General features: G+C 61.6%; 24 protein-coding genes. 11 read left to right on the plus strand and 13 right to left on the minus strand.

From position 1 onward, the window contains the following. Window positions 1-53: 53 nt before the first annotated feature. Window positions 54-2,555 (minus strand): glycerol-3-phosphate 1-O-acyltransferase PlsB, encoded by a 2,502-nt coding sequence (gene plsB / locus J3P84_RS06000; RefSeq protein ID WP_434628679.1) that lies wholly within the window; start codon window positions 2,553-2,555, stop codon window positions 54-56. Between the two features lie 224 nt (window positions 2,556-2,779). On the opposite strand from plsB, the gene J3P84_RS06005 reads away from it, so the two are divergent. Next, window positions 2,780-2,989: a cold-shock protein gene (locus J3P84_RS06005; protein WP_003184959.1), complete on the plus strand. Its 210-nt coding sequence runs from the start codon at window positions 2,780-2,782 to the stop codon at window positions 2,987-2,989. A 178-nt stretch (window positions 2,990-3,167) separates the two neighbouring features. On the opposite strand, the gene J3P84_RS06010 is transcribed toward J3P84_RS06005, so the two are convergent. From J3P84_RS06010 to dapE, 3 genes are all read right to left on the minus strand, one after another. Next, the gene (locus J3P84_RS06010) at window positions 3,168-3,545 is read right to left on the minus strand and encodes a hypothetical protein (protein ID WP_305499079.1); all 378 of its coding nucleotides are present in this window, start codon (window positions 3,543-3,545) and stop codon (window positions 3,168-3,170) included. 83 nt (window positions 3,546-3,628) lie between these two features. After that, window positions 3,629-4,438 (minus strand): putative RNA methyltransferase, encoded by an 810-nt coding sequence (locus tag J3P84_RS06015; RefSeq protein ID WP_434572092.1) that lies wholly within the window; start codon window positions 4,436-4,438, stop codon window positions 3,629-3,631. Then, window positions 4,438-5,589 carry a succinyl-diaminopimelate desuccinylase gene (gene dapE / locus J3P84_RS06020; RefSeq protein ID WP_434572093.1) on the minus strand — a complete coding sequence of 384 codons (1,152 nt, stop codon included), beginning with the start codon at window positions 5,587-5,589 and terminating at the stop codon, window positions 4,438-4,440. Before dapE ends, J3P84_RS06015 begins: the two co-directional genes overlap by 1 nt. A 309-nt stretch (window positions 5,590-5,898) precedes the next feature. Between dapE and tcdA the strand changes: the two genes are divergently transcribed. After that, window positions 5,899-6,717, plus strand: a complete 819-nt coding sequence (gene tcdA, locus J3P84_RS06025; protein WP_434628682.1) for a tRNA cyclic N6-threonylcarbamoyladenosine(37) synthase TcdA — start codon at window positions 5,899-5,901, stop codon at window positions 6,715-6,717. Between the two features lie 142 nt (window positions 6,718-6,859). Here the strand turns inward: tcdA and J3P84_RS06030 are convergent, their stop codons facing one another. The 4 genes from J3P84_RS06030 to J3P84_RS06045 form a co-directional block, all read right to left on the minus strand. Further along, complete coding sequence (locus tag J3P84_RS06030; RefSeq protein WP_434628684.1) at window positions 6,860-7,264, minus strand: SufE family protein; 405 nt, start codon at window positions 7,262-7,264, stop codon at window positions 6,860-6,862. After that, window positions 7,261-8,466, minus strand: coding sequence for an aminotransferase class V-fold PLP-dependent enzyme (locus J3P84_RS06035; protein WP_434628686.1), 1,206 nt, complete (start codon window positions 8,464-8,466; stop codon window positions 7,261-7,263). The genes J3P84_RS06030 and J3P84_RS06035 overlap by 4 nt, the downstream gene beginning before the upstream one ends. A 75-nt stretch (window positions 8,467-8,541) precedes the next feature. Next, a complete protein-coding gene (gene dapD / locus J3P84_RS06040; protein ID WP_434628688.1) occupies window positions 8,542-9,576 on the minus strand; it encodes a 2,3,4,5-tetrahydropyridine-2,6-dicarboxylate N-succinyltransferase in 1,035 nt (344 codons plus the stop codon). Between the two features lie 33 nt (window positions 9,577-9,609). After that, window positions 9,610-9,972: an ArsC family reductase gene (locus J3P84_RS06045; RefSeq protein ID WP_434628690.1), complete on the minus strand. Its 363-nt coding sequence runs from the start codon at window positions 9,970-9,972 to the stop codon at window positions 9,610-9,612. A 175-nt stretch (window positions 9,973-10,147) separates the two neighbouring features. On the opposite strand from J3P84_RS06045, the gene J3P84_RS06050 reads away from it, so the two are divergent. Together J3P84_RS06050 and J3P84_RS06055 are read left to right on the plus strand one after the other, a co-directional pair. After that, window positions 10,148-11,518, plus strand: coding sequence for a type III effector protein RopAA (locus J3P84_RS06050; RefSeq protein ID WP_434628692.1), 1,371 nt, complete (start codon window positions 10,148-10,150; stop codon window positions 11,516-11,518). 251 nt (window positions 11,519-11,769) lie between these two features. Next, window positions 11,770-13,413, plus strand: coding sequence for a Na+/H+ antiporter (locus J3P84_RS06055; protein ID WP_434628694.1), 1,644 nt, complete (start codon window positions 11,770-11,772; stop codon window positions 13,411-13,413). Between the two features lie 47 nt (window positions 13,414-13,460). Here J3P84_RS06055 and J3P84_RS06060 read toward each other — a convergent pair whose 3' ends face one another. From J3P84_RS06060 to map, 5 genes are all read right to left on the minus strand, one after another. Then, a complete protein-coding gene (locus tag J3P84_RS06060; protein WP_434628696.1) occupies window positions 13,461-13,832 on the minus strand; it encodes a helix-turn-helix domain-containing protein in 372 nt (123 codons plus the stop codon). Window positions 13,833-13,837: 5 nt separating this feature from the next. Further along, window positions 13,838-14,140, minus strand: coding sequence for a type II toxin-antitoxin system HigB family toxin (locus J3P84_RS06065; RefSeq protein ID WP_434628698.1), 303 nt, complete (start codon window positions 14,138-14,140; stop codon window positions 13,838-13,840). A 234-nt stretch (window positions 14,141-14,374) separates the two neighbouring features. Next, window positions 14,375-15,574 (minus strand): succinyldiaminopimelate transaminase, encoded by a 1,200-nt coding sequence (gene dapC / locus J3P84_RS06070; RefSeq protein ID WP_434628700.1) that lies wholly within the window; start codon window positions 15,572-15,574, stop codon window positions 14,375-14,377. A gap of 137 nt (window positions 15,575-15,711) precedes the next feature. Then, a complete protein-coding gene (locus tag J3P84_RS06075; protein ID WP_305499088.1) occupies window positions 15,712-18,414 on the minus strand; it encodes a [protein-PII] uridylyltransferase in 2,703 nt (900 codons plus the stop codon). A 54-nt stretch (window positions 18,415-18,468) separates the two neighbouring features. Beyond that, window positions 18,469-19,251: a type I methionyl aminopeptidase gene (gene map, locus J3P84_RS06080; protein WP_030139491.1), complete on the minus strand. Its 783-nt coding sequence runs from the start codon at window positions 19,249-19,251 to the stop codon at window positions 18,469-18,471. 373 nt (window positions 19,252-19,624) lie between these two features. On the opposite strand from map, the gene rpsB reads away from it, so the two are divergent. From rpsB to ispC, 7 genes are all read left to right on the plus strand, one after another. Further along, window positions 19,625-20,362: a 30S ribosomal protein S2 gene (gene rpsB, locus J3P84_RS06085; protein WP_003198231.1), complete on the plus strand. Its 738-nt coding sequence runs from the start codon at window positions 19,625-19,627 to the stop codon at window positions 20,360-20,362. 194 nt (window positions 20,363-20,556) lie between these two features. Continuing rightward, window positions 20,557-21,420: a translation elongation factor Ts gene (tsf, locus tag J3P84_RS06090; protein ID WP_024619613.1), complete on the plus strand. Its 864-nt coding sequence runs from the start codon at window positions 20,557-20,559 to the stop codon at window positions 21,418-21,420. Between the two features lie 215 nt (window positions 21,421-21,635). Next, window positions 21,636-22,379 carry a UMP kinase gene (pyrH, locus tag J3P84_RS06095; RefSeq protein WP_039591983.1) on the plus strand — a complete coding sequence of 248 codons (744 nt, stop codon included), beginning with the start codon at window positions 21,636-21,638 and terminating at the stop codon, window positions 22,377-22,379. After that, the gene (gene frr / locus J3P84_RS06100; protein ID WP_305499089.1) at window positions 22,376-22,933 is read left to right on the plus strand and encodes a ribosome recycling factor; all 558 of its coding nucleotides are present in this window, start codon (window positions 22,376-22,378) and stop codon (window positions 22,931-22,933) included. Before pyrH ends, frr begins: the two co-directional genes overlap by 4 nt. A 13-nt stretch (window positions 22,934-22,946) precedes the next feature. Then, window positions 22,947-23,702 (plus strand): polyprenyl diphosphate synthase, encoded by a 756-nt coding sequence (uppS, locus tag J3P84_RS06105; RefSeq protein WP_305499090.1) that lies wholly within the window; start codon window positions 22,947-22,949, stop codon window positions 23,700-23,702. Then, window positions 23,702-24,508, plus strand: a complete 807-nt coding sequence (locus J3P84_RS06110; protein WP_434572113.1) for a phosphatidate cytidylyltransferase — start codon at window positions 23,702-23,704, stop codon at window positions 24,506-24,508. The genes uppS and J3P84_RS06110 overlap by 1 nt, the downstream gene beginning before the upstream one ends. Next, the gene (gene ispC / locus J3P84_RS06115; RefSeq protein ID WP_434628703.1) at window positions 24,505-25,695 is read left to right on the plus strand and encodes a 1-deoxy-D-xylulose-5-phosphate reductoisomerase; all 1,191 of its coding nucleotides are present in this window, start codon (window positions 24,505-24,507) and stop codon (window positions 25,693-25,695) included. Before J3P84_RS06110 ends, ispC begins: the two co-directional genes overlap by 4 nt. Window positions 25,696-25,705: the final 10 nt, after the last annotated feature.

Consider the following 25,705-nt stretch of genomic DNA (forward strand, 5'->3'; position numbering starts at 1 on the left):
TTGCCAGGGATCTTCATATTCAGGGCGCCCGAATGCAACCAGGCGCCCAGGGTTCAGTCCGCAGCCGTCGGAACGTCCTGATCCGCCGCATCTTCGCTGCGATGCAACGCCACCTGGCGGATCGACAGACGAATTTCCGCCGGCAGCACCCGCTTGGCCGCGCCTTCAGCCAGCTCGCCGAGCAGTTCGTGATAGCTCAGCTTGCCTGCTTCGTCGCGCCGCAGGACGTCGAGGTCGAGCATCGTCTGGATGAAGTGGCGGAACAGGCTCTTGTCGAAGAACTCCGGTGCGTTCAGCCCATGCAGGATCGACAGGCGCTGGGCCATGACGGTGCAGAGGTCCTCCAGTTCTTCGGCGCTGATGCTGTTCTGCCCGCTGTTGAGCAGCAGCGAGACGGTCATGTAGAAACGCTGCAAGGTCTGGGCGATGCTTTTCGACAGCAGCGTCAGCAGCACGAAATGCCGCGAACTCGGCGCCGGGCGCAGGTAGAGATCTTTTTCGAAACGCAGCAGGCCTTGTTCAACGAATGCTTCGAGCCACTGGTCGACCACCGCGTCCAGTTCCTCCAGCGACCAGCGAATGAACAGCTCCGACTGCAGGTACGGATACAAGGCCCGGGTGTAGCGCAGGATCTGTTCGCGGCTCATGCGCGAGCTGCTCTGGAAGAAACTGGCGAGCAGCGCCGGCAGGGCGAAGATGTGCAGGACATTGTTGCGGTAGTAGGTCATCAGCACCGCGTTCTGCTCATCCAGATACAGAATCTTGCCCAGGGCGTCCTTCTGTTCCGACAGCAGGTCCATGCCTTTGACGTGCGCGATCAGCGCCTGGCCATCGCCTTCGGGCAAGGTGGTGTGAGGCGAGTATGGCACTTTGCGCAGCAACGCGAGGTACAGGTCCAGTACGCGGGCCATGGCGTGATCGTCCAGGGCCAGACGGCTGGTGGACAGCAGCGCGAGCGCGACCAGGTTGACCGGGTTGATGGCCGCGGCTTCGTTCAGATGGCGGGCGACACGTTCGCCGAGGCGGTTGGTGGTCGCGTTGAGCCAGTCGGGTTTGAACTGCGGACCGAGCTCCTGCTGGCGCCAGCCGGGTTGTTCGCCGTCGAGGAACTCCGCCAGCTTGATTGGTTCGCCAAAGTTAACCGCGACCTGGCCAAAGCGTTGCTTGAGGGCGCCGATGACCTTGAAGATGTCGAAGATCGACTCCTTCTTTTTGCTCGCACCCCGCAGCTCACCGAGGTAGGTGCGGCCTTCCAGTACGCGCTCGTAACCGATGTACACCGGCACAAAGACGATCGGCATGCGCGAGGAGCGCAAAAAGCTACGCAGGGTAATGGCGAGCATGCCGGTCTTCGGTTGCAGCATGCGCCCGGTACGCGAACGGCCGCCTTCGACGAAGTACTCCACCGGGAACCCCTTGGTGAACAGCGTGTGCAGGTATTCGTTGAACACGGCGGTGTAAAGCGGGTTGCCCTTGAACGTGCGACGCATGAAAAACGCGCCGCCACGGCGCAGCAGGCCGCCGATCACCGGCATGTTGAGGTTGATGCCGGCGGCAATGTGCGGTGGGGTCAGGCCATTGCGAAACAGCAGGTACGACAGCAGCAGGTAGTCGATATGGCTGCGATGGCAGGGTACGTAGATGACTTCGTGGCCTTGGGCAACGTTCTGCACGCCTTCGATGTGGTTGACCTTGATGCCATCGTAGATCTTGTTCCAGAACCAGCTCAGCACCACTTCCAGGAAGCGGATCGCGGTGTAGGTGTAGTCCGAGGCAATCTCATTGCCATAACGCAGGGCCTGCGCCTTGGCTTTTTCGGCCGGGATCTTTTCCCGCTCGGCCTCTTCGAGAATGGCCTGCTTGACCAGCGGCTGGTTCAGCAGCCCCTTGACCAGGTTGCGCCGGTGGGAAATGTCCGGGCCGATAACCGCTGCTTTCAGATTGCGGAAGTGCACCCGCAGGATCCGCTGGGCCATGCGCACGGTGCGCTCATGGCCTTTGTCGTGCTCGATCAGTTCGCGCAAATGGATGGGCGCGGAGAACTGCACGCGGGTCTTGCGCCCGAGGATCATGATGCTCAGCAAGCGGCGCAGGCGTCCGGTGACCGCCCAGCTGTCGGCGAACAGCAGCTTCCAGGGGCTGGATTCGCTGTCGGGCGACTGGCCCCAGAAGACGCTGACCGGAATGATCTGGGCGTCCTCGGCGGCGTTGTGGGTCAACTCGTCGACCAGTCGCGTCAGGGTCGGCGGCGCACCGCGTTTGTCCTGGCGCCCGAGCCAGTCCGGCGCCGGCGTCAGGTAGAAAAACGCCGCCGGCTCCAGCAGGCCGCCCACCGAGACGGGCAGCACCGGACGTGGCAGGCCGGCCTTGGTGCATTCGGTGTCGAGCACCGCCAGATCGGTGAGCGAAGGATCTTGCAGGACGTAGAACACCGGACGACTGCGGTCGAGGTTGAGGGTGAAGGACGACTGGTTGATGGTCTCGGAGCGAACCCAGAGGTACAACAGTCGGCGCAGGGTGCCAAACACAAGACGGCGGAACGGGGAGCGGGTCATACGGCTTCTGCGTGAGTGGATAAGAGCAAGCGGTACTAGTGTGCCGGATTCACCGAAAATCGGCAAAAAAGCGGCGAAGTAAAGTCAGTTGAGAGTTTTTCCGGGTGTCATATACTCGGCCAGTTACTGCCCCGGTCTTCCGACGGACGGTGGGACGGAGGCTGAAACGCGTACGGCTTTCCCTCGAAAAGCCGGCTCAGAAAACAAGAACGGGAGTGAGCATCATGGCAGCACGCGAAACTGGCAATGTGAAATGGTTCAACGACGCCAAGGGTTATGGCTTCATCCAGCGCGAAGGCGGGGCGGATGTGTTCGTCCACTACCGCGCGATCCGTGGCGAAGGCCACCGTTCACTGACCGAAGGCCAGCAGGTCGAATACGCGGTGGTGGAAGGGCAGAAGGGCTTGCAGGCTGAGGATGTGGTGGGGTTGTAAGCCGCATTCACTGCTACACAAAACCCATTGTGGGAGCGAGCTTGCTCGCGATAGCGGTGTATCAGGCAATACTTCATCAACTGTCACACCGCTATCGCGAGCAAGCTCGCTCCCACATAGGGTCACTGTTCACATGGATCTTTCATAGGCATGGCGATTGTGGCATGCCTCCAAGCCGTCACGCCGTCTTCCAGGTAATCTCTTCTTCCCCATCGGCGCTGATGCGAATCCAGCGATCCGCCGAATCCTCACCTTCTTCTTCCACCCACGACCCAGGCGCGCAGCGCACTTCGACGTTCAGCGCGGCGAAGGCGGCGCGGGCGCAGGCGATGTCGTCTTCCCACGGGGTCTGGTCACTTTCCAGGTACAGGCTGTTCCATTTGCCTACAGCCTTGGGCAACCAGGTCACCGGGATGTCGCCGGCCTTGCACTTGTACGTCTGACCTTTCTGCACCCAGTCGCTGCACGGGCCGAGGGCCTGGCCGAGCCAGGCGGCGATCGCCTTGTGGTCGACGTCGGCGTCCTTGAGGTAAATCTCGATATCGGGTTGGCGCATGGATGTCCTCACTGCGGTCTCGAAAAATCCATTCGCGGATTTAACTGGCCCCGGACAGTTGTCCGAGGCCCGGAATAAAAAGGTTACTGAAGAACGAAATAATCGTAGCGCATCGACACGCTCACCTCGAACGGCTCGGCCTGCTCGATCACGCTGGCGCGGCGTTCGGCGCTGGCGCGCCAGCCGTGGGGCGTCATCGCCAGCAGGTTGGCGCGATCCTGGCTGTTGTCGAGCGTGAGCTTGAACTCAAGGGTTTCACTGTGATCCAGCGCCATCCCCGACGGCACCAGGGCCAGGTGTTTGTCATCGGTGTATTCGCGAACCTCGTCATATAGCCGCTCGCGCAGCTCCATCAGGTGGCCGCTGGTAGGCCCGACTTTCATCAAGCCGCCGCCGGGGCTGAGCAGGCGCTTGGCCTCCTGCCAGTCCAACGGGCTGAACACGCTGGCGAGGAACTGGCAGCAGCCGTCCGCCAGCGGCACCCGCGCCATGCTGGCGATCAACCAGGTCAGTTGCGGGTTGCGTTTGCAGGCGCGCTTGACGGCTTCGCGGGAAATATCCAGGGCATAGCCATCGGCGTCGGGCAGGGCGTCGGCGAGTTGCGCGGTGTAATAACCTTCGCCACAGCCAATGTCCAGCCAGCGTCCGGGCGCACGTTCGGCGGCCAGTTCAGCCAGGCGCCGGGCGACCGGGGCGTAATGGCCGGCGTTGAGGAAATCGCGGCGGGCCTCGACCATCGCCTGATTGTCGCCAGGGTCGCGGCTGTTCTTGTGCTGAACCGGCAGCAGGTTCAGGTAACCCTGCCGCGCGCGGTCGAAACGATGCCCGGCGGGGCATGCCACGCCGTTGTCCACCGCATTCAAGGGTTCATTGCAGATCGGGCAGGCGAGCATCAGGCGAGCAACTTGATGAGCGTCTTGTAGTAGATCTCGGTCAGCACGTCGAGATCGGCGGCCAGCACGCGTTCGTTGACCTGGTGGATCGTTGCGTTGACCGGCCCCAGCTCAACCACTTGAGTGCCCATGGTCGCGATGAAGCGACCGTCGGAGGTGCCGCCGCTGGTGGAGGCCTTGGTCTCGCGTCCGGTGACGTCCTTGATGCTCGACGACACGGCGTCGAGCAGCGCGCCCGGCTCGGTGAGGAACGGCAGGCCGGACAACGCCCAGTCGATGTGCCAGTCCAGTTGATGCTTGTCGAGGATGTCGGCGACCCGCTGCTGCAGGCCTTCGACGGTGGATTCGGTGGAGAAGCGGAAATTGAACACGGCTTCCAGGTCACCGGGGATCACGTTGGTCGCGCCGGTGCCGGAGTTGAGGTTGGAGATCTGGAAACTGGTCGGCGGGAAGAAATCGTTGCCGTGATCCCAATGCTCGGCGGCCAATTCGGCCAAGGCAGGCGCGGCCAGGTGGATCGGGTTCTTCGCCAAGTGTGGATAAGCCACGTGGCCTTGCTTGCCGCGTACGGTCAGTTTTGCGCCGAGGGAGCCGCGACGGCCATTCTTGACCACATCACCCACCAGCGTGGTGCTCGATGGTTCGCCGACGATGCACCAGTCCAGGCGTTCCTGGCGGGCCTTGAGGCGCTCGACCACGGCTTTGGTGCCATGGTGGGCCGGGCCTTCTTCGTCGCTGGTGATCAGGAAGGTGATCGAGCCCTGGTGATCCGGGTAGTCGGCGACGAACCGTTCGGCCGCCACCACCATCGCCGCCAGGCTGCCTTTCATGTCCGCCGCGCCACGGCCGCAGAGCATGCCCTGTTCGTCGATGACCGCATCGAACGGGTCGAGCTGCCAGGCCTGTACCGGACCGGTCGGGACCACATCGGTGTGACCGGCGAAGCACAATACCGGACCGTCATGCTTGCCATGGCTGGCCCAGAAGTTATCCACATCCTCGATACGCATGGGTTCGAGCTTGAAACCGGCGTCGCCCAGGCGCTGCATCATCAGTTTCTGGCAATCGGCATCCACCGGCGTCACCGACGGACGGCGGATCAGGTCGCAGGCGAGTTGCAGGGTCGGCGAGAGGTCGGCGTGGGCCGTCATGGAAACTCCGGAATATAGTATGGACGCAAGGCTTGTGCTGGCGCGGGCTGGTTCGCGCAAAATGGCGGTTATCTTATAGCAAAACGATCGTCATGGGCCGCTGCCCCCTCAGTTGGAACTCAAAACCTGTGGGAGCGAGCCTGCTCGCGAAAGCGATTTGTCAGTCAACATTTGATGCTGCTGATTCGACGCCTTCGCGAGCAGGCTCGCTCCCACAAGAGACTATTGAGTGGGAACATTTCGCGATCGGTCGCCTGAGGCTCGAATTACCACGGCAAAGCCCTATAATGCGCGCCGGTTTTTGGGGTAATGGTCATGAGTACAGAAGATCCACGGTTCGCCGGCATTGCCCGTTTGTATGGCATCGAAGGCCTGGAGCGCCTGCGGGCGGCGCATGTGGCGATTGTCGGCGTCGGCGGCGTTGGTTCCTGGGCGGCGGAAGCGATTGCCCGTTGTGGCGTGGGCGAGATTTCGCTATTCGACCTGGATGACGTCTGCGTCAGCAACGCCAATCGTCAGTTACATGCCCTGGACAGCACCGTCGGCAAGCCCAAGGTCGAAGTGATGGCCGAGCGGCTGCGGGGGATCAACCCCGATTGCACCGTGCACGCGGTGGCCGACTTTGTCACCCGCGACACCATGGCCGAGTACATCACGCCGAACATCGACTGCGTGATCGACTGCATCGACAGCGTCAACGCCAAGGCTGCGTTGATCGCGTGGTGCAAGCGCCGCAAGATTCAGATCATCACCACCGGCGGCGCAGGCGGGCAGATCGACCCGACGCTGATCCAGGTCTGCGACCTCAACCGTACGTTCAACGATCCGCTGGCCTCCAAGGTGCGCTCCACCTTGCGCCGCGACTACGGTTACTCGCGCACCGTGACCCGTCATTACAGCGTGCCCTGCGTGTTCTCCACCGAGCAATTGCGCTATCCGAAACCGGACGGCAGCATCTGCCTGCAGAAGAGTTTTGTCGGCGACGGCGTCAAGCTCGACTGCGCTGGCGGGTTCGGCGCAGTGATGATGGTCACCGCGACGTTCGGCATGGTCGCGGCGACCAAGGCTGTGGACAAGATCGTCGCGGGTGTGCGGCGGCCGGCGGACCGGCTTAAGCCCGGGCAGTAACAGCTTTTGTGGCGAGGGAGCTTGCTCCCGCTGGGCCGCGAAGCGGCCCTGAAACGGGGCGACGCGGTATGTCAGGCGGATTGAGTTGACTGATTTTGGGACTGCTGCGCAGTCCAGCGGGAGCAAGCTCCCTCGCCACAGGTTATTGCGCCAGCTCGCGCATCCGCTTCAACACCGCATTCAAGCCATTGCTGCGCGAAGGCGACAACTGCCGTGACAACCCCAACTGATTGAACCAGTCCGGCAAATCGACCTGGCGCAAATCCTCAGCCGACAACCCGTTGACCCGCGCCAGCAACAACGCCACCAACCCGCGTATCAAGCGCGCATCGCTGCTGGCGGAAAACTGCCAGTGCCCATCATGCAGCCGACCCACCAGCCATACCTGGCTTTCACAGCCGTTGACGAGGTTGTCCTCGCACTTGTCTGCATCGCTCAGCGGTGGCAAGCGATCGCCCCACTGCATCAGCAGCCGGGCGCGTTGCTCCCAGCCGGAGGCGTCCTGGAAAATCCGCAGTGCCGCAGCGGCATCGGCAGGCAGGCTCATCGCAGCATCTCCAGGGCCTGATCCAGCGCCTCGAAGAACCGTTCGATATCGGCGGAGTCGTTGTACAGCGCCAGCGACACACGAATCGCCCCGGAAAGCTTCAACTGCTTGAACAGCGGCATCGCACAGTGATGCCCGGCGCGCACGGCAATGCCTTGCTCGGTCAACAGGTGCGCCAGATCAGCGTTATGAACGCCTTCGACGCCGAAGCTGACCAGCGCCAGTTGTGGGTTGCCCACCAGCCGCACGCCGTTGCGCGCCAGCAGGCCGTGAAGCAGATAATCGTGCAGCGCGGTTTCGTGATCGATTACTGCCTGCCCGTCGAGATCGGACAGGTAGTCGAGCGTCGCTCCCAGGCCGATCACGCTGGCGGTGGGCGGCGTGCCGGCTTCGAAACCCAACGGCGCCGGGCGGAACGTGGCGCTGTGGTAATCAGCCGTTTGCACCATTTCCCCGCCGAACTGCCAATGACGCAGTCGAGCGAGGGCGTCGGTACGGCCGAACAGCACGCCCAGGCCTTCGGGACCGTAAAGCTTGTGGCTGGAAAAAACATAGAAGTCGCAGCCCAGCGCTTCCACATCATGGCGCCCGTGGACCACGCCCTGTGCGCCATCGACTACCGTCAGCGCACCTTGCGCCTTGGCCATCGCCAGCAACGCCGGCACCGGTTGCCAGGTGCCAAGCACGTTGGACAACTGGCTCACCGCCAGCAGGCGGGTGCGCGGACCGATCAGCCTGGTGGCGGCCTCCGTATCGATCACCCCGTCGGCATCCAGGGGCAGCACCACCAGCGCCAGCGAGCGGCGCTCGGCCAGTTGCTGCCAGGGCAGCAGGTTGGCGTGATGCTCAAGGGCGCTGATGACAATTTCATCGCCCGGGTTGAACAGGTGTTCCAGCCCATAGGCCAGCAGGTTCAGCGCCGACGTGGCGCCGTGGGTAAAAACGATCTGTCCGCAATTTCCCGCATTGAGCCACTGGGAAACCTTGAGTCGGCTGTCCTCGAACGCCTGGGTGGCCAGTGCGCCGGGCAGATGCTGCGCCCGGTGCACGTTGGCCGCGCCGTTGGCGTAGTAATGCGCCAGGGCGTCCATCAGGGCTTGGGGTTTCTGTGTGGTGGCGGCGTTGTCCAGATAGGTCTGGCCTTGCCGTTGCAGGGCGGCGAGGGCCGGAAAATCGGCACGCCAGGGGGATGGAATCAACATGCTTTCGGGCCCTGCTGGAGTTACGCCGGACCCTGTGGGAGCAAGATTGCTCCCACAGGTGAGGTGTGAAGCGGTTCAGTTATGCGCGTGCAGTGCTTCGTTCAGCTCGATGGCCGACTTGTGGGTCTTGCATTCCACTGCGCCGGTCTCGGAGTTGCGCCGGAACAGCAGGTCCGGCTGGCCGGCCAGGTCGCGAGCCTTGACCACTTTGACCAGTTGGTTGTTCTCATCCAGCAGCGCAACCTTGGTGCCGGCGGTCACGTACAGGCCCGACTCCACGGTGTTGCGATCGCCCAGCGGGATGCCGATGCCGGCGTTGGCACCGATCAGGCAGCCTTCGCCAACCTTGATCACGATGTTGCCACCACCCGACAGGGTGCCCATGGTCGAGCAACCGCCGCCCAGGTCCGAGCCCTTGCCGACGAACACACCCGCCGAGACCCGGCCTTCGATCATCCCCGGCCCTTCGGTACCGGCGTTGAAGTTGACAAAACCTTCGTGCATCACCGTGGTGCCTTCGCCCACATAGGCGCCCAGGCGCAGGCGCGCGGCGTCGGCGATACGCACGCCGGCCGGAACCACGTAGTCGGTCATCTTCGGGAATTTGTCCACCGAGAACACTTCCAGCAACTCGCCACGCAGACGGGCTTCGAGCTGGTGCTCGGCCAGTTCGGCCAGGTCGATCGCGCCCTGGCTGGTCCAGGCCACGTTCGGCAGCAGTGGGAAGATGCCGGCCAGGTTCAGGCCGTGGGGCTTGACCAGGCGATGGGACAGCAGGTGCAGCTTGAGGTACGCCTCAGGCGTGGATGCCAGTTGCGCATCTTCGGCCAGCAGCGTGGCGACCAGCGGCTTGTGGCTTTCAGCCAGGCGGGTCAGCAGCTTGGCTTGCGCGGCGTCGACGTTGCGCAGCGCTTCAGCCAGTTGCGAGGCCTGGGCCGTGGTGAACGTGATGGCCTGGTTGCCTTCGCTGTAGCCAAGGATCGGCGCAATGGCGGCAACGATCTCGGCCGACGGGTTGAGCAGCGGTTGGGCGTAGAAGACTTCCAGCCAGGCGCCTTCACGGTTTTGAGTGCCGACACCGAAGGCCAGGCTGAACAGGGTAGTGGACATGAAAATTACCTCAACAAAATGGACTGGGCAGGCTTACTTGATCTCTGCCGCATAGATATCTGGCTTGAAGCCAATCAGGGTTCGGTCACCGAGATCGAGCACCGGGCGCTTGATCATCGAGGGTTGGGCGAGCATCAGTTCGATGGCTTTCGTCTGGTCGAGATCGGCTTTGCGTTCGTCGTCGAGTTTGCGAAAGGTCGTACCGGCACGGTTCAACACCACTTGCCAGCCATGCTCGTTGCACCATTGGGCCAGGTGCTCACGGTCGATGCCGGCAGTCTTGTAATCGTGAAAGTCATAATGCACCGCGTGTTCATCGAGCCAGGTGCGGGCCTTTTTCATCGTGTCGCAGGCTTTGATGCCGTAAAGCTTTAAGTGCTTGATTTCATTGGGCATGAATGCTCCCCCAAAACGTTCCCGGTATCGTCCTGAAAATCAGCCGACGATTATGCCACGTCGTTCCACTGCGTGCCTCGACTGTCGGCGGATCGGACGGTACGGAACCGATAGGCCAAGGCGACCACACAGCACAGGTGAACCCCAGCACTTTATTTCGCATAAGAGACTCCCCATGGATGCCATCTTACCGATACCGCTTCATGCCTTGACGAATCAATCCCAAGAAACACTCCCGCCCCAGCAACACGGCGTGCCGGCTCATTCAACAACGGCGAGCACCGGGACCGCTGCATCCGTCCCGATTGGCCCGGTCACGGCTGAACAGGACCTGGCAGATCGGGCGGGCGCCATCAAAGCCCAGCTCACCAGGGTTTTCGAGCCCCATATGAACGGCGCCAATCGCGAAGCCCTCGAAGCGCTGATCGACGATCGTTCGCGTACCTTGGCCAATGATGGGGAAACTGCGCAAAGCGTCGACGCCGTCCTGGCCAAGGGTTCGCGGCTGGATCGCGCGGCCCATGATGCTGTTGGATTCGTGCGCTCGGTTCCTTTCGGTGCCGCGTCCATCGCATTGGACTTCGCCCCAGCGGTAACGGGAAATGGCTCCATAACAGCGCCGTTGGCGTTGTCGGCGATTTCCGGCCTGGTCAGCAGTGCCGCCGATACCGTCGGCAATGGGCTGATGAAACGTGCGACTAGTGATACCCAATGGCTCGTTGCAGAGGATACCCAGCTGGAGCCGGTCATGCAGGAGGCGGCCCAGGCGGTGAAGCCGAGCCTGGCGACTCAGGCGATCGAAGGCAGCCTGACCTTCCAGACCTTTTCCGCGCGAAACGTACTGCGCACGGTTATCCAACCCATCGTGACGAAGACCGTCGATGCCCAGACGGGGAGCAAAGTGGACTCGGTGATAGCTGCCGTCGGTTCTCCGCTTTCCGGCATGGCCGCCTATGATCTGCAACATTCCATTGATAAATCGAAACATCGGGTTGGCCCGGAATACCTTTTGGGTCGCCACGACTGGCACCAGCGCTACAAGGACCTCAAGGGCTATGGCGTGGGCAGTGCCGCCATGGGAATTGCGAAGCGGGTCGGCAGCTTACCCCTGGACGCGGTGCGCGACGGCAGCAAATCGCTGCAAGCGCTGGTTACACCCACGGGGCTGGTCAGTGGCCTCGGTGCATTGGCCGGTGGTATCACCGCGATCGGCATGGCCCAGACGGCGGCTGTCAACGCGGCCAGGCGTGCCGGGGTTTCGCCGGCGGGAATAGCGGCGGCGGGCAAGGCGACCGTCACCGCGACTATGGCCCCTGTGGTCGCCGCATGGGTGACCACGGCTGTGATGACTCAGCCCTTGGCGGACAAGGCTTCCGCTGCGTTGGACAGGCTTACCACCGGGCCCGCGCATCCAGATGAGCTACAAGGCATGTTGCCCCTGGTCGAAACGAATGCGACCGAACGGCTCGGTAGTGATAGCGAGAGCGAAGGCGACGATATCGTGCCGGCACGCTCGACCCTCAATGCTGCGGAGCGGGCAGTTTAGCTTGGGTAGTGACCGGTCACGCCAAGCCCGGAGAAGTGTGGCGTGGCCGGACCCTTTGCGCTGGTGCCGAGGTACGCGACGAAGACATCTTGTGGCGGCCTGGCGGTGTCGCCGCGCTCCAGATCTGCTGGCATCCAAATTAGGGAGGACTGCGACATAGGTGTAACGGCCAGGCCAATGCCAAGCGGTTAACATGGCACTTCAACGGCAAGCTGTTGCCGGATGTGTGTGGCTGTCACTGGAAAGCTGTTATGCAAAGCGCCTATACCGTCCTGATCCTGTTGATGCTGGTGGGCGTCTCGCGCCTGGTCGGGCGATTGATCCCGCTGCCGCTGCCCCTGGTGCAGATCGCTGCCGGCGCCGTGCTGGCCTGGCCGTCGCTGGGGCTGCATGTGGCGCTTGATCCCGAGTTGTTCCTGTTTCTGTTCCTCCCGCCGTTGTTATTCTCCGACGGCTGGCGGATGCCCAAGCGCGAGCTGTGGCGCCTGCGCGGGCCGGTCCTGACGCTGGCGGTCGGGCTGGTGTTGTTCACGGTGGTCGGCGCGGGTTATTTCATTCATTGGTTATTGCCGAGCATCCCGTTGCCGGTGGCCTTCGCCCTGGCGGCGGTGCTGTCGCCGACTGACGCGGTGGCCGTGTCGGCAATTGCCCGGGACCGCTTGCCCGCGCCGTTGATGCACATGCTCCAGGGTGAGGCACTGATGAACGATGCGTCGGGCCTGGTGACTTTCAAGTTCGCTGTGGCAGCGGCCATCACCGGGGTGTTCTCCCTGGCCAGTGCCAGCCTGACTTTTGTCCTGGTCGCTGTCGGTGGCCTGCTGGTAGGTGTGGCCCTGAGTTGGCTGGTGGGACGCTTGCGGGCATGGATGATCGCCCGGGGCTGGGACGACCCCGCCACCCATGTGGTGTTCATGTTGTTGCTGCCGTTTGCCGCTTATGTGCTGGCTGAACGCCTGGGCGCCTCGGGCATTCTCTCGGCGGTGGCGGCTGGGATGATGCAGAGCTGGCTTGACCTGCTGCCGCGCCAGACCGGCACGCGGTTGCTCAATCGCAGCGTCTGGGCGCTGTTGGAATTTGCCTTCAATGGCTTGATTTTCTTGCTGCTGGGCTTGCAACTGCCGGACATCATCAAAGCCGTGACCAGCCACGAGACCACGTTGTGGCCGATGTTGTTCTACCGCTGCCTGGATGTGGTGGCGATTTTCCTGGTGCTGCTGGTGTTGCGTTTTGTCTGGGTGCAAAGCATCTGGCGCTTGTCCGGGCTGTTGCGCCGCTGGCGCGGCAAGGGCGAGTTGACCCTGGTGCCGACCGCGCGCTCTTGCTGGTTGCTGACGTTTGGCGGCGTGCGCGGGGCGGTAACGCTGGCGGGCGTGATGTCGGTGCCGTTGCTGTTGGGGGCGGGGGAGGCGTTTCCCGAGCGCGACTTGCTGATCTTCATCGCTGCGGGGGTGATTCTGCTGTCACTGGTCGCCGCTTGCATCGCTTTGCCCCTGCTGTTGCGCGGCGTCGAGAAGGGGCCGGACGACAAACGCCGCAACGAAGTCCGTGAGGCCTGGCGTAAAACCGCTGAAGCGGCGATTCATGCCTTGGAAGTGGAGGAACCGGCCGAGACAGCCGCGCCTGCCGCGGCCACGGCGGCTCTGGCGACGGAGGTCAAGGCGCGGCTGATGTCCGAGTATCGTCATCAGCTTGAGGTATTCAACGACTCGGCCGAAGCCCAGGCGCTGGCGTTCGAAATGGACCTGCTGGAGCGCCGATTGCGTTTGAAGGCGTACCGAGCGCAGCGGTTGGAGCTGTATCGCCTCAGTCGCCAGCACCAGATTGGCGATGATGTGTTGCGTGAGGTGCTGGCGGAGCTGGATTTGGCGGAGGCGAATTTGGGGTTGGGTAAATAAATCCTGGCCTCATTTCCCGAATAGCCCGGGGGCGGGCCGGGCTAGTATCAGGCAGCTTTTACTGGCTTTATCAGGCTTTCTGCTGGGATGCCGAACATATCGTGAAGCTTCCAGATCATGGGCAGAGTTAACGAGCGCTTACGGTTGAGCACCTCGTATACGCGGTTCGTTTTTCCGATAGCGGGAGCAAGATCGGCCGCGGTGAGTCCGGATTGCTCCATGCGAAACTTGATGGCTTCAATTGGGTCGGGCAGATCCACCGGGAAATGCTTGGCTTCATATGCCTCGATCAGAGTGACCATGACTTCGAAAACATCGCCTTCCGGGGTGCCAGGTTCAGGCTCATTCTCAAACAGGGGAGAGATCTCTTTGAGAGCTACCCGGTATTCTTCATCGGTGCGGATTGGGCGAATGTTCATGATGATTACTCCATTTCCACGGTGTTTGCGTCGATCTCATCGTACCGGCGATGAGTGCCGACAAACTTGATGTACACAGCGCCGAAGCGGTAGGCAATGGCGATCACCAGGCGGTAGTCGTTACCCTTGATGTTGAACACCACGCGGCGACTCTTGAGAATGCTTGCGTTACCGTATTGCGCCTTGATGTCGTTTGGGTTGGTCCAAGTGGCTTTTTTGGCATCGTCAAGCCAAGCCTTAAGCTGCTGTTCGGAATCTGGGTATTTCTCCCAAAAGGCTTTCAGATGACTGAGGGCGATAATTCTCATGGGTGAGAATGTAGTCCCGTGGTGGGACTTTTGCAAGCATTCACAAGCAACAGCCCATGACCGCAATTTGCTGTATGGGCAGCGTGTTGTATGGATCGTTCCCACGCAGAGCGTGGCAACGATCCAACGGAATACATCAGACAGATTGAGTTGTCTGCTTTAGGGCCGCTTCGCAGCCCAACGGGAGCAAGCTCCCTCGCCACGACAGCGGTCCGTTTCGGCTCGATAGAGCCATCAACCCCGGCGCTGGATGAATGCGCGGATTCGTTCCGCCGCTTCCACGCATTCGGCCAATGGCGCGACCAGGGCCATGCGCACGCGGCCGGCGCCGGGGTTGACGCCGTCCACATCGCGCGACAGGTACGAGCCTGGGACGACCGTCACGTGTTCCTGTTCGAACAGGTCACGGCAGAATGCCGCGTCGTCGCCGGCCACGTTCGGCCACAGGTAGAAGCTGCCATCGGGGCGTTGCACGTCGAGCACCGGGCTGAGGATTTCCAGCACCGCGTCGAATTTCTCCCGGTACAGCGCGCGGTTGGCCCGGACGTGCACCTCGTCGTTCCACGCGGCAATGCTCGCCAATTGGGTCTGAACCGGCATCGCGCAACCGTGATAGGTGCGGTAGAGCAAAAAGCCCTTGAGGATGTCGGCGTCGCCAGCAACGAAACCGGAGCGCAGGCCCGGCAGGTTGGAGCGCTTGGACAGGCTGTGGAACACCACGCAGCGCTTGAAGTCCTTGCGACCCAGTTCGACGCAGGCGCTGAGCAGGCCTGGCGGCGGGGTCTGTTCGTCGAAGTAGAGCTCGCTGTAGCACTCGTCCGCGGCGATGACGAAGTCGTGCTCGTCAGCCAGGGCGATGAGCTTCTTCAGCACGTCCACCGGAATCAAGGCGCCGGTCGGATTGCCCGGGGAGCAGAGGAACAGGATCTGGCAGCGTTTCCAGATATCCGGCGAGACGGCATCGAAATCCGGGTTGAAGCCGTTCGTGTCCAGGCATGGCAGGTAGTGTGGCTTGGCTCCGGCCAGGAACGCTGCGCCTTCGTAGATCTGATAGAAGGGGTTCGGGCTGACGACCAGGGCGTCATCGCCACGGTTGACCACGGTCTGGGTGAAGGCGAACAAGGCTTCACGGGTACCGTTGACCGGCAGCACATGGCGCGCCGGATCGAGCCAGCCGTCTGGCACGTTGAAGCGGCGCTCGCACCAACCGGTGATGGCTTCGCGCAGCTCGGGAATGCCAAGGGTGGTCGGGTACACCGCCATTTTTTCCAGACTGCCGGCCAGGGCTTCAGCCACAAAAGTGGGTGAGCGATGCTTGGGTTCGCCGATGGACAACGCGATCGGGCGCTTGTCCGGATTGGGCGTGACGCTGCCGAGCAAGGCGCGAAGCTTCTCGAACGGGTAGGGCTGGAGCTGGGACAGGGCGTTGTTCATCGGGGGCCTCGTTCAATGTGGGCACTGCCCCTTGTGAGAGCGAGCCTGCTCGCGAATACGCTGTGTCAGTCGATAAAATCATTGACTGATCCGCGGCTTTCGCGAGCAGGCTCGCTCCCACAGGGGGATATGTTCGTTCAGATGCTGATGCGCGTCAGGTTGATGTCGGGTTCCTGGTTGACGCTCAGGTGCCGCACGATCGCTTCCTGCAAACGGCTGCACAGCTGCGGGTCGGACAGCGGCTGGTTATGGGCGTCGGTGATGAAGAATACGTCTTCCACCCGCTCGCCGAGGGTCGCGATCTTGGCGTTCTGCAGCGACAGATCGAATTCCAGGAAAATATGGCCGACCCGCGCCAGCAGGCCCGGGCGGTCCGGCGCGCTGAGTTCCAGCACGGTGACCTGGCGCTGTGCGTCGTTGTGGATCGTTACCTGCGGCGCAAAGGCGAAATGCTTGAGCTGGCGCGGCACCCGGCGCTGGATGATGGTCGGGTAGTCCGCGGGGTTGCGCAGGGCTTCGGTGAGACCGTCGCGAATCTGCTTGACCCGCGCCGGGTTGTCGCCGATCGAGTCGCCGTCAGTGTCGAGCACGATGTAGGTGTCGAGGGTGAACTGGCTGCTGGACGTGATGACTCGGGCGTCATGGATGTTGAGGTTGAGCTGGTCCATCGCCGCCACGGTCACGGCGAAGAAATCGTGCTGGTCGGGGGCGTAGATGAAGATCTGCGTACCGCCCTCGAATTCGCGCTGGGTGGTTTCCTTGATCAATACCAGCGGACCGCCATCGGCCGGCTGCTGGAGAATCGCATCGGTGTGCCAGGCCACATCGCCGGCGGTGTGGCGCAGGAAGTAGTCATCGCCCAGTTGCGACCAGAGTTGCTCGACATCATCCGGATCGGTGCCGCCGCGTACCAGGATGTCCAGAGCCGCGCTCTGGGTGCGGCGGATCTGTTCTTCGCGATCCACCGGGTTCTCCAGACCACGGCGCAGGGCACGCTTGGTCTCGGTGTACAACTGGCGCAACAGGCTGGCGCGCCAGGAATTCCACAGGGTCGGGTTGGTGGCGTTGATGTCGGCCACGGTCAGCACGTAGAGATAATCCAGGCGGGTTTCATCGCCCACCGCCTGGGCAAAATCGTGGATCACCTGCGGGTCGGACAAATCCTTGCGCTGGGCGGTGGTCGACATCACCAGGTGGTTCTGCACCAGCCAGACGATCAGCCGGCTGTCCCACACCGGCAACTGGTGCCGCTGGCAGAACGCCTCAGCATCCACCGCGCCAATCTCCGAATGGTCGCCTTGGCGGCCCTTGCCGATGTCGTGATACAGCCCCGCCATGTAGATGAGCTCAGGCTTGGGCAGCTTGGCCATGAGCTTGCTGGCCAGCGGGAATTTCTCCGACACCTGGGTGTACTGCAACTTGCGCAGGTGTTTGATCAGGTTCAGCGTGTGCGCATCGACCGTATAGATGTGGAACAAGTCGTGCTGCATCTGCCCGACGATGTAGCCGAACTCCGGCAGGTAACGTCCGAGGATCCCATAGCGGTTCATGCGCCGCAGGTTGCGGTGCACGCCGATCTTGCACTTGAACAGTTCGATGAACAGGCTGGTGTTGCGAATATCGTGGCGGAAGTCGTCATCGATCAAGTGACGGTTTTCCCGCAGCAGGCGGATGGTGTCGGCGCGCACGCCCTTGATTTCCGGCTGCTGGGCCATGAGCACGAAAATCTCGAGCATGGCGAACGGCGTGCGGCGAAACACGTTGGCGTGGCGCGCCTCGATGTAGCCGTCGTGCAACTGGAACCGGGAATTGATCGGCTGCGGCGGCGCCTCGTCTTCCGGCGCGAGGATCACTTCTTCGAAGTGCTGGATGATCAGTTCGCTGAGCTGGGCGATGCTCATCACCACGCGATAGTACTGCTGCATGAAGTTTTCGATGGACTGCTTGGCGTCCTGGCCTTCGAAACCCAGCAGGCCGGCGATGGAGCGCTGGTGATCGAACAGCAGGCGATCCTCGGAGCGCCCGGCGAGCATGTGCAACGCGTAGCGGACCTTCCAGAGGAATTCCTGGGAGGAGGCCAGCAAGGCGTTCTCGCTTTCCACCAGGAAGCCTTCGCCGGCCAGTGCGCGCAGGTTCAGCGTGCCGTACTGGCGACGGGCGACCCACAGGATGGTCTGGATGTCCCGCAGCCCGCCTGGCGAGCCTTTGACGTTGGGTTCCAGGTTGTACTCGGTATCGTTGTACTTGTGATGGCGAGCCTTCTGCTCGGCGCGCTTGGCGAGGAAGAAGTCCTTGCTCGGCCACATGTGCGCCGTGCTGGTGACGTCGAGCATGCGCTGGCGCAAGCGCTCGGGGCCGGCAATGGTGCGGCTTTCCATCAGGTTGGTGATCACCGTGAGGTCGGCGCGGGCCTCGTCGGCGCATTCCTGCACCGAACGCACGCTCTGGCCGACTTCCAGGCCGATGTCCCACAGCAGCGTGAGGAAACGCTCGATGGAATCACGGAAAATCTCGTGGTCGGCGCTCTCCAGCAGGATCAGCAGATCGATATCGGAGTAGGGGTGCAGTTCGCCGCGCCCGTAGCCGCCCACGGCCACCAGGGCGATGTCGGCGTCCTCGCTCCAGTTGAATTGCTCCCAGGCCTTTTGCAGGATGTTGTCGACGAACCAGGCGCGGTCCTCGATCAGCCGACGAATATCACGGCCACTGCGAAAGCGCTGGTCGAGCACTTCGTGGGCCTGGCGGATCGCCTTCTTGAATGCCGAGATGGGGCTTGCCTTCAGGGCCAGTTCAGCCTGGAACTGGCCGCGGTCGAAGAGTTCGGGATCCACCTGCGGCATTGAATGGCTTTCCTTTCTATCTATATCTATCGGATCGGTCAGGCTGGGTTCTGATCAGGCGGAAACACGGGGAATGGTGTCATCGCTGCGCAGGGTGAAGATCTCGTAGCCAGTCTCGGTGACCAGCAGTGTGTGCTCCCACTGCGCCGACAGCTTGCGATCCTTGGTGATGGCGGTCCAGCCGTCGCCCAGTACCTTGGTGTCGGCGCGGCCCTGGTTGATCATCGGTTCGATGGTGAAGGTCATGCCCGCCTGCAGTTCCATGCCGGTACCGGCGCGGCCGTAGTGGAGGATCTGCGGTTCTTCGTGGAACACCTTGCCGATGCCGTGGCCGCAGAATTCACGCACCACCGAAAAACCGTTTTTCTGCGCATGCTTCTGGATCACTTCGCCGATATCACCCAGGCGGCAGCCCGGCTTCACCAGTTCGATGGCCATGTACATGCATTCCTGGGTGACCTTGGACAGGCGCTCGGCCCACTCCGGTACGTTGCCGACGTGGAACATGCGGCTGGTATCGCCGTGGTAGCCGTCCTTGATGACGGTGACGTCGATGTTCAGGGTGTCGCCATCCTTCAACGGTTTCTCGTTGGGGATGCCGTGGCAGACCACGTGGTTGATCGAGGTGCAGATCGACTTCGGGAAGCCTTTATAGTTGAGCGGAGCCGGGATGGCCTTCTGCTCGTTGACGATGTAGTCGTGGCAGATGCGGTCCAGCTCTTCGGTGGTGACGCCCGGCTTGACGTAGTCGGCGATCATTTCCAGCACTTCGGCGGCGAGTTTGCCGGCGACACGCATTTTGGCGATGTCCTCGGGAGTCTTGAGGGTGACGGTCATACAGGCTCTCTCTGCGCCCGACGGCGCTGTTCAAAACGAAATGGGCGGCGGATGATGTCGTTGCGGCCCTGAAAAAGGCGATTCTACCAGACGATCAGCGCAAATCCGCGCCCGCGTGCATCGCTTCTCTCTATAAGGGTGCGTATTCCCAGGCAATGAACGGGCGGCGTGCAAGCGCTTCGCCAGGTTTTCAGAATCCGGGTTTCGTTTTAATCCTTGCTGTGGTATAAAATGCGCCGCTTTCCGGGGATGACCCCGTAAGCTTAAATCCACACACGTGTCGACACGATGACCTGGGTGCCTTCGGCTTTTACAGTCGCTGGTTGGTCATTGGGATACGTGGAGGCCAAACCCGACTTATCAAGGAACTATCATGTCCCAAGTCAACATGCGCGATATGCTGAAGGCCGGTGTGCACTTCGGCCACCAGACCCGTTACTGGAACCCGAAAATGGGCAAGTACATTTTCGGCGCGCGCAACAAGATCCACATCATCAACCTTGAAAAAACCCTGCCGATGTTCAACGAAGCACTGACCTTCGTAGAGCGCCTGGCCCAGGGCAAAAACAAGATTCTGTTCGTCGGCACCAAGCGTTCCGCTGGCAAGATCGTTGCTGAAGAAGCAGCACGTTGCGGTTCGCCGTACGTCGATCACCGCTGGTTGGGCGGCATGCTGACCAACTTCAAGACCATTCGCGCTTCCATCAAGCGTCTGCGTGACCTTGAAGTCCAGTCCGAAGACGGTACTTTCGCCAAGCTGACCAAGAAAGAAGCGCTGATGCGCACTCGTGATCTTGAGAAGCTGGACCGCTCCCTGGGCGGTATCAAGGACATGGGCGGTCTGCCTGACGCGCTGTTCGTGATCGACGTTGACCACGAGCGCATCGCGATCACCGAAGCCAACAAGCTGGGTATCCCGGTCATCGGCGTTGTCGATACCAACAGCAGCCCGGAAGGCGTTGACTACATCATCCCAGGCAACGATGACGCCATCCGCGCCATCCAGCTGTACATGGGTTCGATGGCTGACGCTGTCATCCGTGGTCGCAACAATGTAAATGGCGGCACCGAAGTCTTCGCTGAAGAAGCTCCGGCAGCAGCCGCTGAGTAATTGACGCCCTGGCGTTGACTCAGTAAGCAAAAAGGGGGCTTGGCCCCCTTTTTGCCACCTCGAAAACCACTTGTCGCCAGCGCAGCTACCTGTTTGTAACCTGCAGCGGTCTATAAGCAGTGGTTTTTCAGGAAGAATTGATCGCCCGTTCGGTCGGGTGGAATGGTTGAAAACCTATCCAAGAGGATTTTGAAATGGCAGAGATTACTGCAGCGTTGGTCAAAGAACTGCGCGAGCGTACCGGCGAAGGCATGATGGACTGCAAGAAAGCCTTGACCAAGGCTGGCGGCGACATCGAGAAAGCCATTGATGACATGCGCGCTTCGGGCGCCATCAAGGCTGCCAAGAAAGCCGGCAACATTGCCGCTGAAGGCGCGATCGGCATCAAGGATGACGGTAAAGCTGCCGTTATCATCGAAGTCAACTCGCAGACCGACTTCCTGGCCCTGCAAGACGACTTCAAGGCATTCGTTGCCGCCAGCGTCGAAAAAGCATTCGCCGACAAACTGACCGACGCAGCTCCGCTGATCGCCGCTCAGGAATCGGCTCGTGAAGCCCTGGTTGCCAAAGTAGGCGAAAACGTCAACATCCGTCGTCTGGTTCGCGTCGAAGGCGATGTTGTCGGTTCTTACCTGCACGGCAACAAGATCGGTGTTGTTGTGGCCCTCAAAGGCGGCAACGTCGAGCTGGCCAAAGACATCGCAATGCACGTCGCTGCCAGCAATCCTGAGTTCCTGCTGCCGTCGGAAGTTTCCGCTGACGCCATCGAGCGTGAAAAAGCTGTGTTCATGCAGCTCAACGAAGACAAGATCAAAGGCAAGCCAGCCGAAATCGTTGAAAAAATGGTTGCCGGTCGTATCACCAAGTTCCTGGCTGAAGCCAGCCTGGTTGAGCAGGCGTTCGTCAAGAACCCTGAAATCAAGGTCGGTGAACTGGCCAAGAAGGGCGGCGCTGAAATCGTTTCCTTCACCTACTTCAAAGTGGGCGAAGGCATCGAGAAGCCAGTAGACAACTTCGCTGAAGAAGTGGCTGCTCAGCTGGCTGCCAGCAAGCAATAAGATAGTTTGTATAACTGTCGCCCTGAAGAGGCTGCCCGCTCACGCGCGCAGCCTCTTTTCGGATAAGGATGCCGATTTATATTGGTTTCCTGTCGGAACTGGCTTACAAAGCCGTGTTCCGATGGCGCTGTGTCAGCGTCAAGCTAGAGTGAACGCAGGCTGCAAACAGCCCGCAACAGAATTTTTTGAAAAATACGCCGCAGGAGAGATTCGCAATGGCTCAGCAGGGCAGTGGTTATCAGGCTCGCTATAAACGCATTCTACTCAAGCTTAGCGGCGAGGCCCTGATGGGCTCGGAAGAGTTCGGGATCGACCCGAAAGTGCTGGATCGCATGGCCCTGGAAGTGGGCCAGTTGGTCGGGATCGGCGTTCAGGTCGGCCTGGTCATCGGCGGCGGCAACTTGTTCCGTGGCGCGGCGCTGAGCGCGGCGGGCATGGATCGGGTCACGGGCGACCACATGGGCATGCTGGCCACTGTGATGAACGCCCTGGCTATGCGCGACGCGCTGGAGCGTGCCAATATCTCCGCGATCGTGATGTCGGCGATTTCCATGGTTGGCGTGACCGATCACTACGATCGCCGCAAGGCCATGCGCCACCTCAATTCCAAGGAGGTGGTGATTTTTGCCGCGGGTACCGGCAATCCGTTCTTCACCACGGATTCGGCCGCGTGCCTGCGAGCGATCGAGATCGACGCCGATGTCGTGCTCAAGGCTACCAAGGTGGATGGCGTGTACACCGCTGACCCGTTCAAAGACCCGCATGCCGAGAAGTTCGATCATCTGACCTACGATGAAGTGCTGGATCGCAAGCTGGGTGTAATGGACCTGACCGCTATTTGCCTGTGCCGCGACCACAAGATGCCGCTGCGCGTTTTCAACATGAACAAACCCGGGGCCCTGCTCAACATCGTGCACGGTGGCGCCGAAGGAACACTGATCGAGGAAGGCAAGCAATGATCAACGACATCAAGAAAGACGCTCAAGAGCGCATGCAGAAATCCCTGGAGTCTCTGAGCCACGCATTCGGCCAGATTCGTACCGGCAAGGCTCACCCGAGCATCCTCGGCAGCGTCATGGTGCCTTACTACGGCACTGACACGCCGCTGAGCAGCGTCGCCAACGTCACCGTGAAAGACTCGCGCACCCTGCAGGTCGTGGCTTTCGAGCGCAACATGCTCGCCGCTGTAGACAAGGCGATCCAGAGCGCCGGTTTGAACCTCAACCCAACCAACCTCGGTGAGCTGCTGCTGATCCCGATGCCGGCCCTCACCGAGGAAACGCGCAAAGGCTTCACGAAACAGGCCCGTAGCGCCGCGGAAGACGCGCGTGTTGCCGTGCGCAATATCCGTCGTGACGCGTTGGGTGAGCTGAAGAAGCTGGTCAAGGACAAGGAAATCAGTGAAGACGAAGAGCGTCGTGCCATCGCTGATATCGATAAGCTGACCAAAGAATCCGAGGCCCAGATCAGCAAGGCTACGGACGAGAAAGAAAAAGACCTGATGGCCGTATAAGGGTCTCGTTTTCATGGATAAGACCAAGCAGGCCGTGCCGTTCGCGGTACCGCGCCATGTGGCGATCATCATGGACGGCAATAACCGCTGGGCCAAGAAGCGCTTTATGCCCGGTGTTGCCGGGCATAAAGCCGGGGTCGACGCGGTTCGGGCGGTCATTGAGGTGTGTGCCGAGGCCGGGGTCGAGGTGCTCACCCTGTTCGCGTTTTCCAGCGAAAACTGGCAGCGTCCGGCTGACGAGGTCAGCGCCTTGATGGACCTCTTCCTCAAGGCATTGCGGCGTGAAGCCAAGCGCCTCGACGAGAACCGGATCAGTCTGCGGATCATCGGTGATCGCTCGCGCTTTCATCCGGAACTGCAGGCTGCGATGCGCGAAGCCGAGACCGCCACGGCTGGCGCCGATCGGTTCGTTCTGCAGATTGCCGCCAATTACGGCGGTCAGTGGGATATCGCCCAGGCGGCGCAGCGCCTGGCGCGGGAAGTCCAGGCCGGTCACCTGCGGCCCGAAGACATCACGCCCGAGCTGTTGCAAACCTGCCTGGCAACCGGCGACCTGCCGTTGCCGGATCTGTGCATCCGCACCGGTGGCGAACATCGCATCAGCAATTTCCTCCTCTGGCAGCTGGCTTACGCCGAGCTGTACTTCTCCGACCTGTTCTGGCCGGACTTCAAACACGAAGCCATGCGCACTGCGCTGGCCGATTTCGCTTCCCGTCAGCGTCGTTTCGGTAAAACGAGCGAGCAGATCGAAGCTGGAGCCCGGGTTTAATGCTCAAACAACGAATCATCACCGCCCTGATCCTGTTGCCCATCGCCTTGGCTGGCTTTTTCCTGCTTGAAGGAGCCGGCTTCGCCCTGTTCATCGGCCTGGTCGTGACGCTGGGCGCCTGGGAATGGGCGCGGCTGGCAGGTTTTGCTGCGCAGTCGGCGCGCATGATCTACGCGGCAGTGGTCGCCGCCATGCTGTTCATCATGTACCTCGTGCCTGGCATCGCGCCGTGGGTGCTGGGGGCGGCAGTGCTGTGGTGGGCGACGGCAACCTTCCTGGTGCTGACCTATCCACGCACTACGCACCACTGGGCCAATGCCGCGACCAAGCTGATGATCGGCCTGTTGATCCTGCTGCCGGCCTGGCAAGGGCTGATCTGGATCAAGCAGGGCGCACTGGGCAACTGGCAGATCATGGCGGTGATGGTGCTGGTCTGGGGGGCTGACGTTGGCGCCTATTTCTCCGGTCGTGCCTTTGGCAAGCGCAAGCTGGCGCCGAAAGTCAGTCCGGGCAAAAGCTGGGAAGGTGTCTACGGTGGCCTGGCCCTGAGCCTGGTCATTACCGCCGTTGTCGGTTTTGTGCGGGACTGGACCGTCGCGCAATTGCTGATGGGCCTGTTCGGCGCGGCCCTGGTGGTTTTCGTATCGGTCGTCGGCGACCTGACCGAAAGCATGTTCAAGCGTCAGTCCGGGGTCAAGGACAGCAGTAACCTGCTGCCGGGCCACGGTGGTGTACTGGACCGTATCGACAGCCTGACCGCCGCGATCCCGATCTTCGCCGTGCTGTTGTGGATGGCGGCACCGTGAGTCGTCCTCAGCAGATTACCGTTCTGGGGGCCACGGGCTCCATCGGACTGAGTACCCTTGATGTCATCGGTCGCCATCCGGAGCGCTATCAGGTATTCGCTCTCAGTGGCTTCACCCGTCTGAGCGAGCTGCTGGCGCTGTGCATCCGCCACACGCCGCGCTTTGCCGTGGTGCCACATGCCGATGTGGCGCGGGCGCTGCAGGACGACCTGCGCGCCGCTGGCCTGCAAACTCGTGTGCTGGTGGGCGAGGAGGGCCTTTGCCAGGTGGCTTCCGACCCTGAAGTCGACGCCGTGATGGCGGCAATCGTCGGGGCGGCTGGCTTGCGTCCGACGCTGGCGGCGGTGGAGGCTGGCAAGAAAATCCTGCTGGCGAACAAGGAAGCGCTGGTGATGTCCGGTGCACTGTTCATGCAGGCGGTGCGCAAAAGCGGCTCGGTACTGCTGCCCATCGACAGCGAACACAATGCGATTTTCCAATGCATGCCGCAGGATTTTTCCCGCGGCCTGGGGGCGGTCGGCGTTCGGCGGATTCTTCTGACAGCGTCTGGCGGCCCATTCCGGCAGACACCCCTGGAAGAATTGGTGCATGTTTCGCCCGAGCAGGCTTGCGCCCACCCGAACTGGTCCATGGGACGCAAGATATCCGTGGACTCCGCCAGCATGATGAACAAGGGGCTGGAGCTGATCGAGGCCTGCTGGCTGTTCGATGCCCGGCCGTCCCAGGTCGAGGTGGTAATCCATCCACAAAGCGTGATCCACTCCCTGGTGGATTATGTCGATGGTTCGGTCCTCGCCCAGCTGGGGAACCCGGACATGCGCACGCCGATCGCCAATGCGCTGGCCTGGCCGGAGCGGATCGATTCGGGGGTGGCGCCGCTGGACCTGTTTGCCATCGCCCGTCTGGATTTCCAGGCGCCCGATGAGCAGCGGTTTCCTTGCCTGCGCCTGGCTCGGCAGGCGGCCGAGGCCGGCGACAGTGCCCCGGCCATGCTTAACGCGGCCAACGAAGTGGCGGTCGCAGCGTTTCTCGATGGGCGTGTCCGTTACCTCGAGATCGCGAGTATCATCGAGGAGGTCTTGAATCTCGAGGCCGTGGTTTCGCTTGATGATCTCGATGCGGTATTTACCGTCGACGCCAGGGCTCGTGAGCTGGCGGGCCATTGGTTGAAGCGCCACGGGCGTTGAGACTGCGGTA

It is taken from the genome of Pseudomonas sp. Z1-29 (assembly GCF_051131995.1).
Classification (GTDB): domain Bacteria; phylum Pseudomonadota; class Gammaproteobacteria; order Pseudomonadales; family Pseudomonadaceae; genus Aquipseudomonas.

Coding starts and splice junctions, on each gene's coding strand:
- J3P84_RS06055 (WP_434628694.1), top strand. CDS start 11,770: ATGCAAAGCGCCTATACCGTCCTGATCCTGTTGATGCTGGTGGGCGTC.
- plsB (WP_434628679.1), bottom strand. CDS start 2,555: ATGACCCGCTCCCCGTTCCGCCGTCTTGTGTTTGGCACCCTGCGCCGA.
- J3P84_RS06110 (WP_434572113.1), top strand. CDS start 23,702: ATGCTCAAACAACGAATCATCACCGCCCTGATCCTGTTGCCCATCGCC.
- tcdA (WP_434628682.1), top strand. CDS start 5,899: ATGGTCATGAGTACAGAAGATCCACGGTTCGCCGGCATTGCCCGTTTG.
- J3P84_RS06075 (WP_305499088.1), bottom strand. CDS start 18,414: ATGCCGCAGGTGGATCCCGAACTCTTCGACCGCGGCCAGTTCCAGGCT.
- J3P84_RS06030 (WP_434628684.1), bottom strand. CDS start 7,264: ATGAGCCTGCCTGCCGATGCCGCTGCGGCACTGCGGATTTTCCAGGAC.
- frr (WP_305499089.1), top strand. CDS start 22,376: ATGATCAACGACATCAAGAAAGACGCTCAAGAGCGCATGCAGAAATCC.
- dapD (WP_434628688.1), bottom strand. CDS start 9,576: ATGTCCACTACCCTGTTCAGCCTGGCCTTCGGTGTCGGCACTCAAAAC.
- uppS (WP_305499090.1), top strand. CDS start 22,947: ATGGATAAGACCAAGCAGGCCGTGCCGTTCGCGGTACCGCGCCATGTG.
- J3P84_RS06010 (WP_305499079.1), bottom strand. CDS start 3,545: ATGCGCCAACCCGATATCGAGATTTACCTCAAGGACGCCGACGTCGAC.
- J3P84_RS06060 (WP_434628696.1), bottom strand. CDS start 13,832: ATGAACATTCGCCCAATCCGCACCGATGAAGAATACCGGGTAGCTCTC.
- J3P84_RS06015 (WP_434572092.1), bottom strand. CDS start 4,438: ATGCTCGCCTGCCCGATCTGCAATGAACCCTTGAATGCGGTGGACAAC.
- dapE (WP_434572093.1), bottom strand. CDS start 5,589: ATGACGGCCCACGCCGACCTCTCGCCGACCCTGCAACTCGCCTGCGAC.
- J3P84_RS06035 (WP_434628686.1), bottom strand. CDS start 8,466: ATGTTGATTCCATCCCCCTGGCGTGCCGATTTTCCGGCCCTCGCCGCC.
- rpsB (WP_003198231.1), top strand. CDS start 19,625: ATGTCCCAAGTCAACATGCGCGATATGCTGAAGGCCGGTGTGCACTTC.
- dapC (WP_434628700.1), bottom strand. CDS start 15,574: ATGAACAACGCCCTGTCCCAGCTCCAGCCCTACCCGTTCGAGAAGCTT.
- tsf (WP_024619613.1), top strand. CDS start 20,557: ATGGCAGAGATTACTGCAGCGTTGGTCAAAGAACTGCGCGAGCGTACC.
- map (WP_030139491.1), bottom strand. CDS start 19,251: ATGACCGTCACCCTCAAGACTCCCGAGGACATCGCCAAAATGCGTGTC.
- J3P84_RS06065 (WP_434628698.1), bottom strand. CDS start 14,140: ATGAGAATTATCGCCCTCAGTCATCTGAAAGCCTTTTGGGAGAAATAC.
- J3P84_RS06005 (WP_003184959.1), top strand. CDS start 2,780: ATGGCAGCACGCGAAACTGGCAATGTGAAATGGTTCAACGACGCCAAG.
- J3P84_RS06050 (WP_434628692.1), top strand. CDS start 10,148: ATGGATGCCATCTTACCGATACCGCTTCATGCCTTGACGAATCAATCC.
- pyrH (WP_039591983.1), top strand. CDS start 21,636: ATGGCTCAGCAGGGCAGTGGTTATCAGGCTCGCTATAAACGCATTCTA.
- J3P84_RS06045 (WP_434628690.1), bottom strand. CDS start 9,972: ATGCCCAATGAAATCAAGCACTTAAAGCTTTACGGCATCAAAGCCTGC.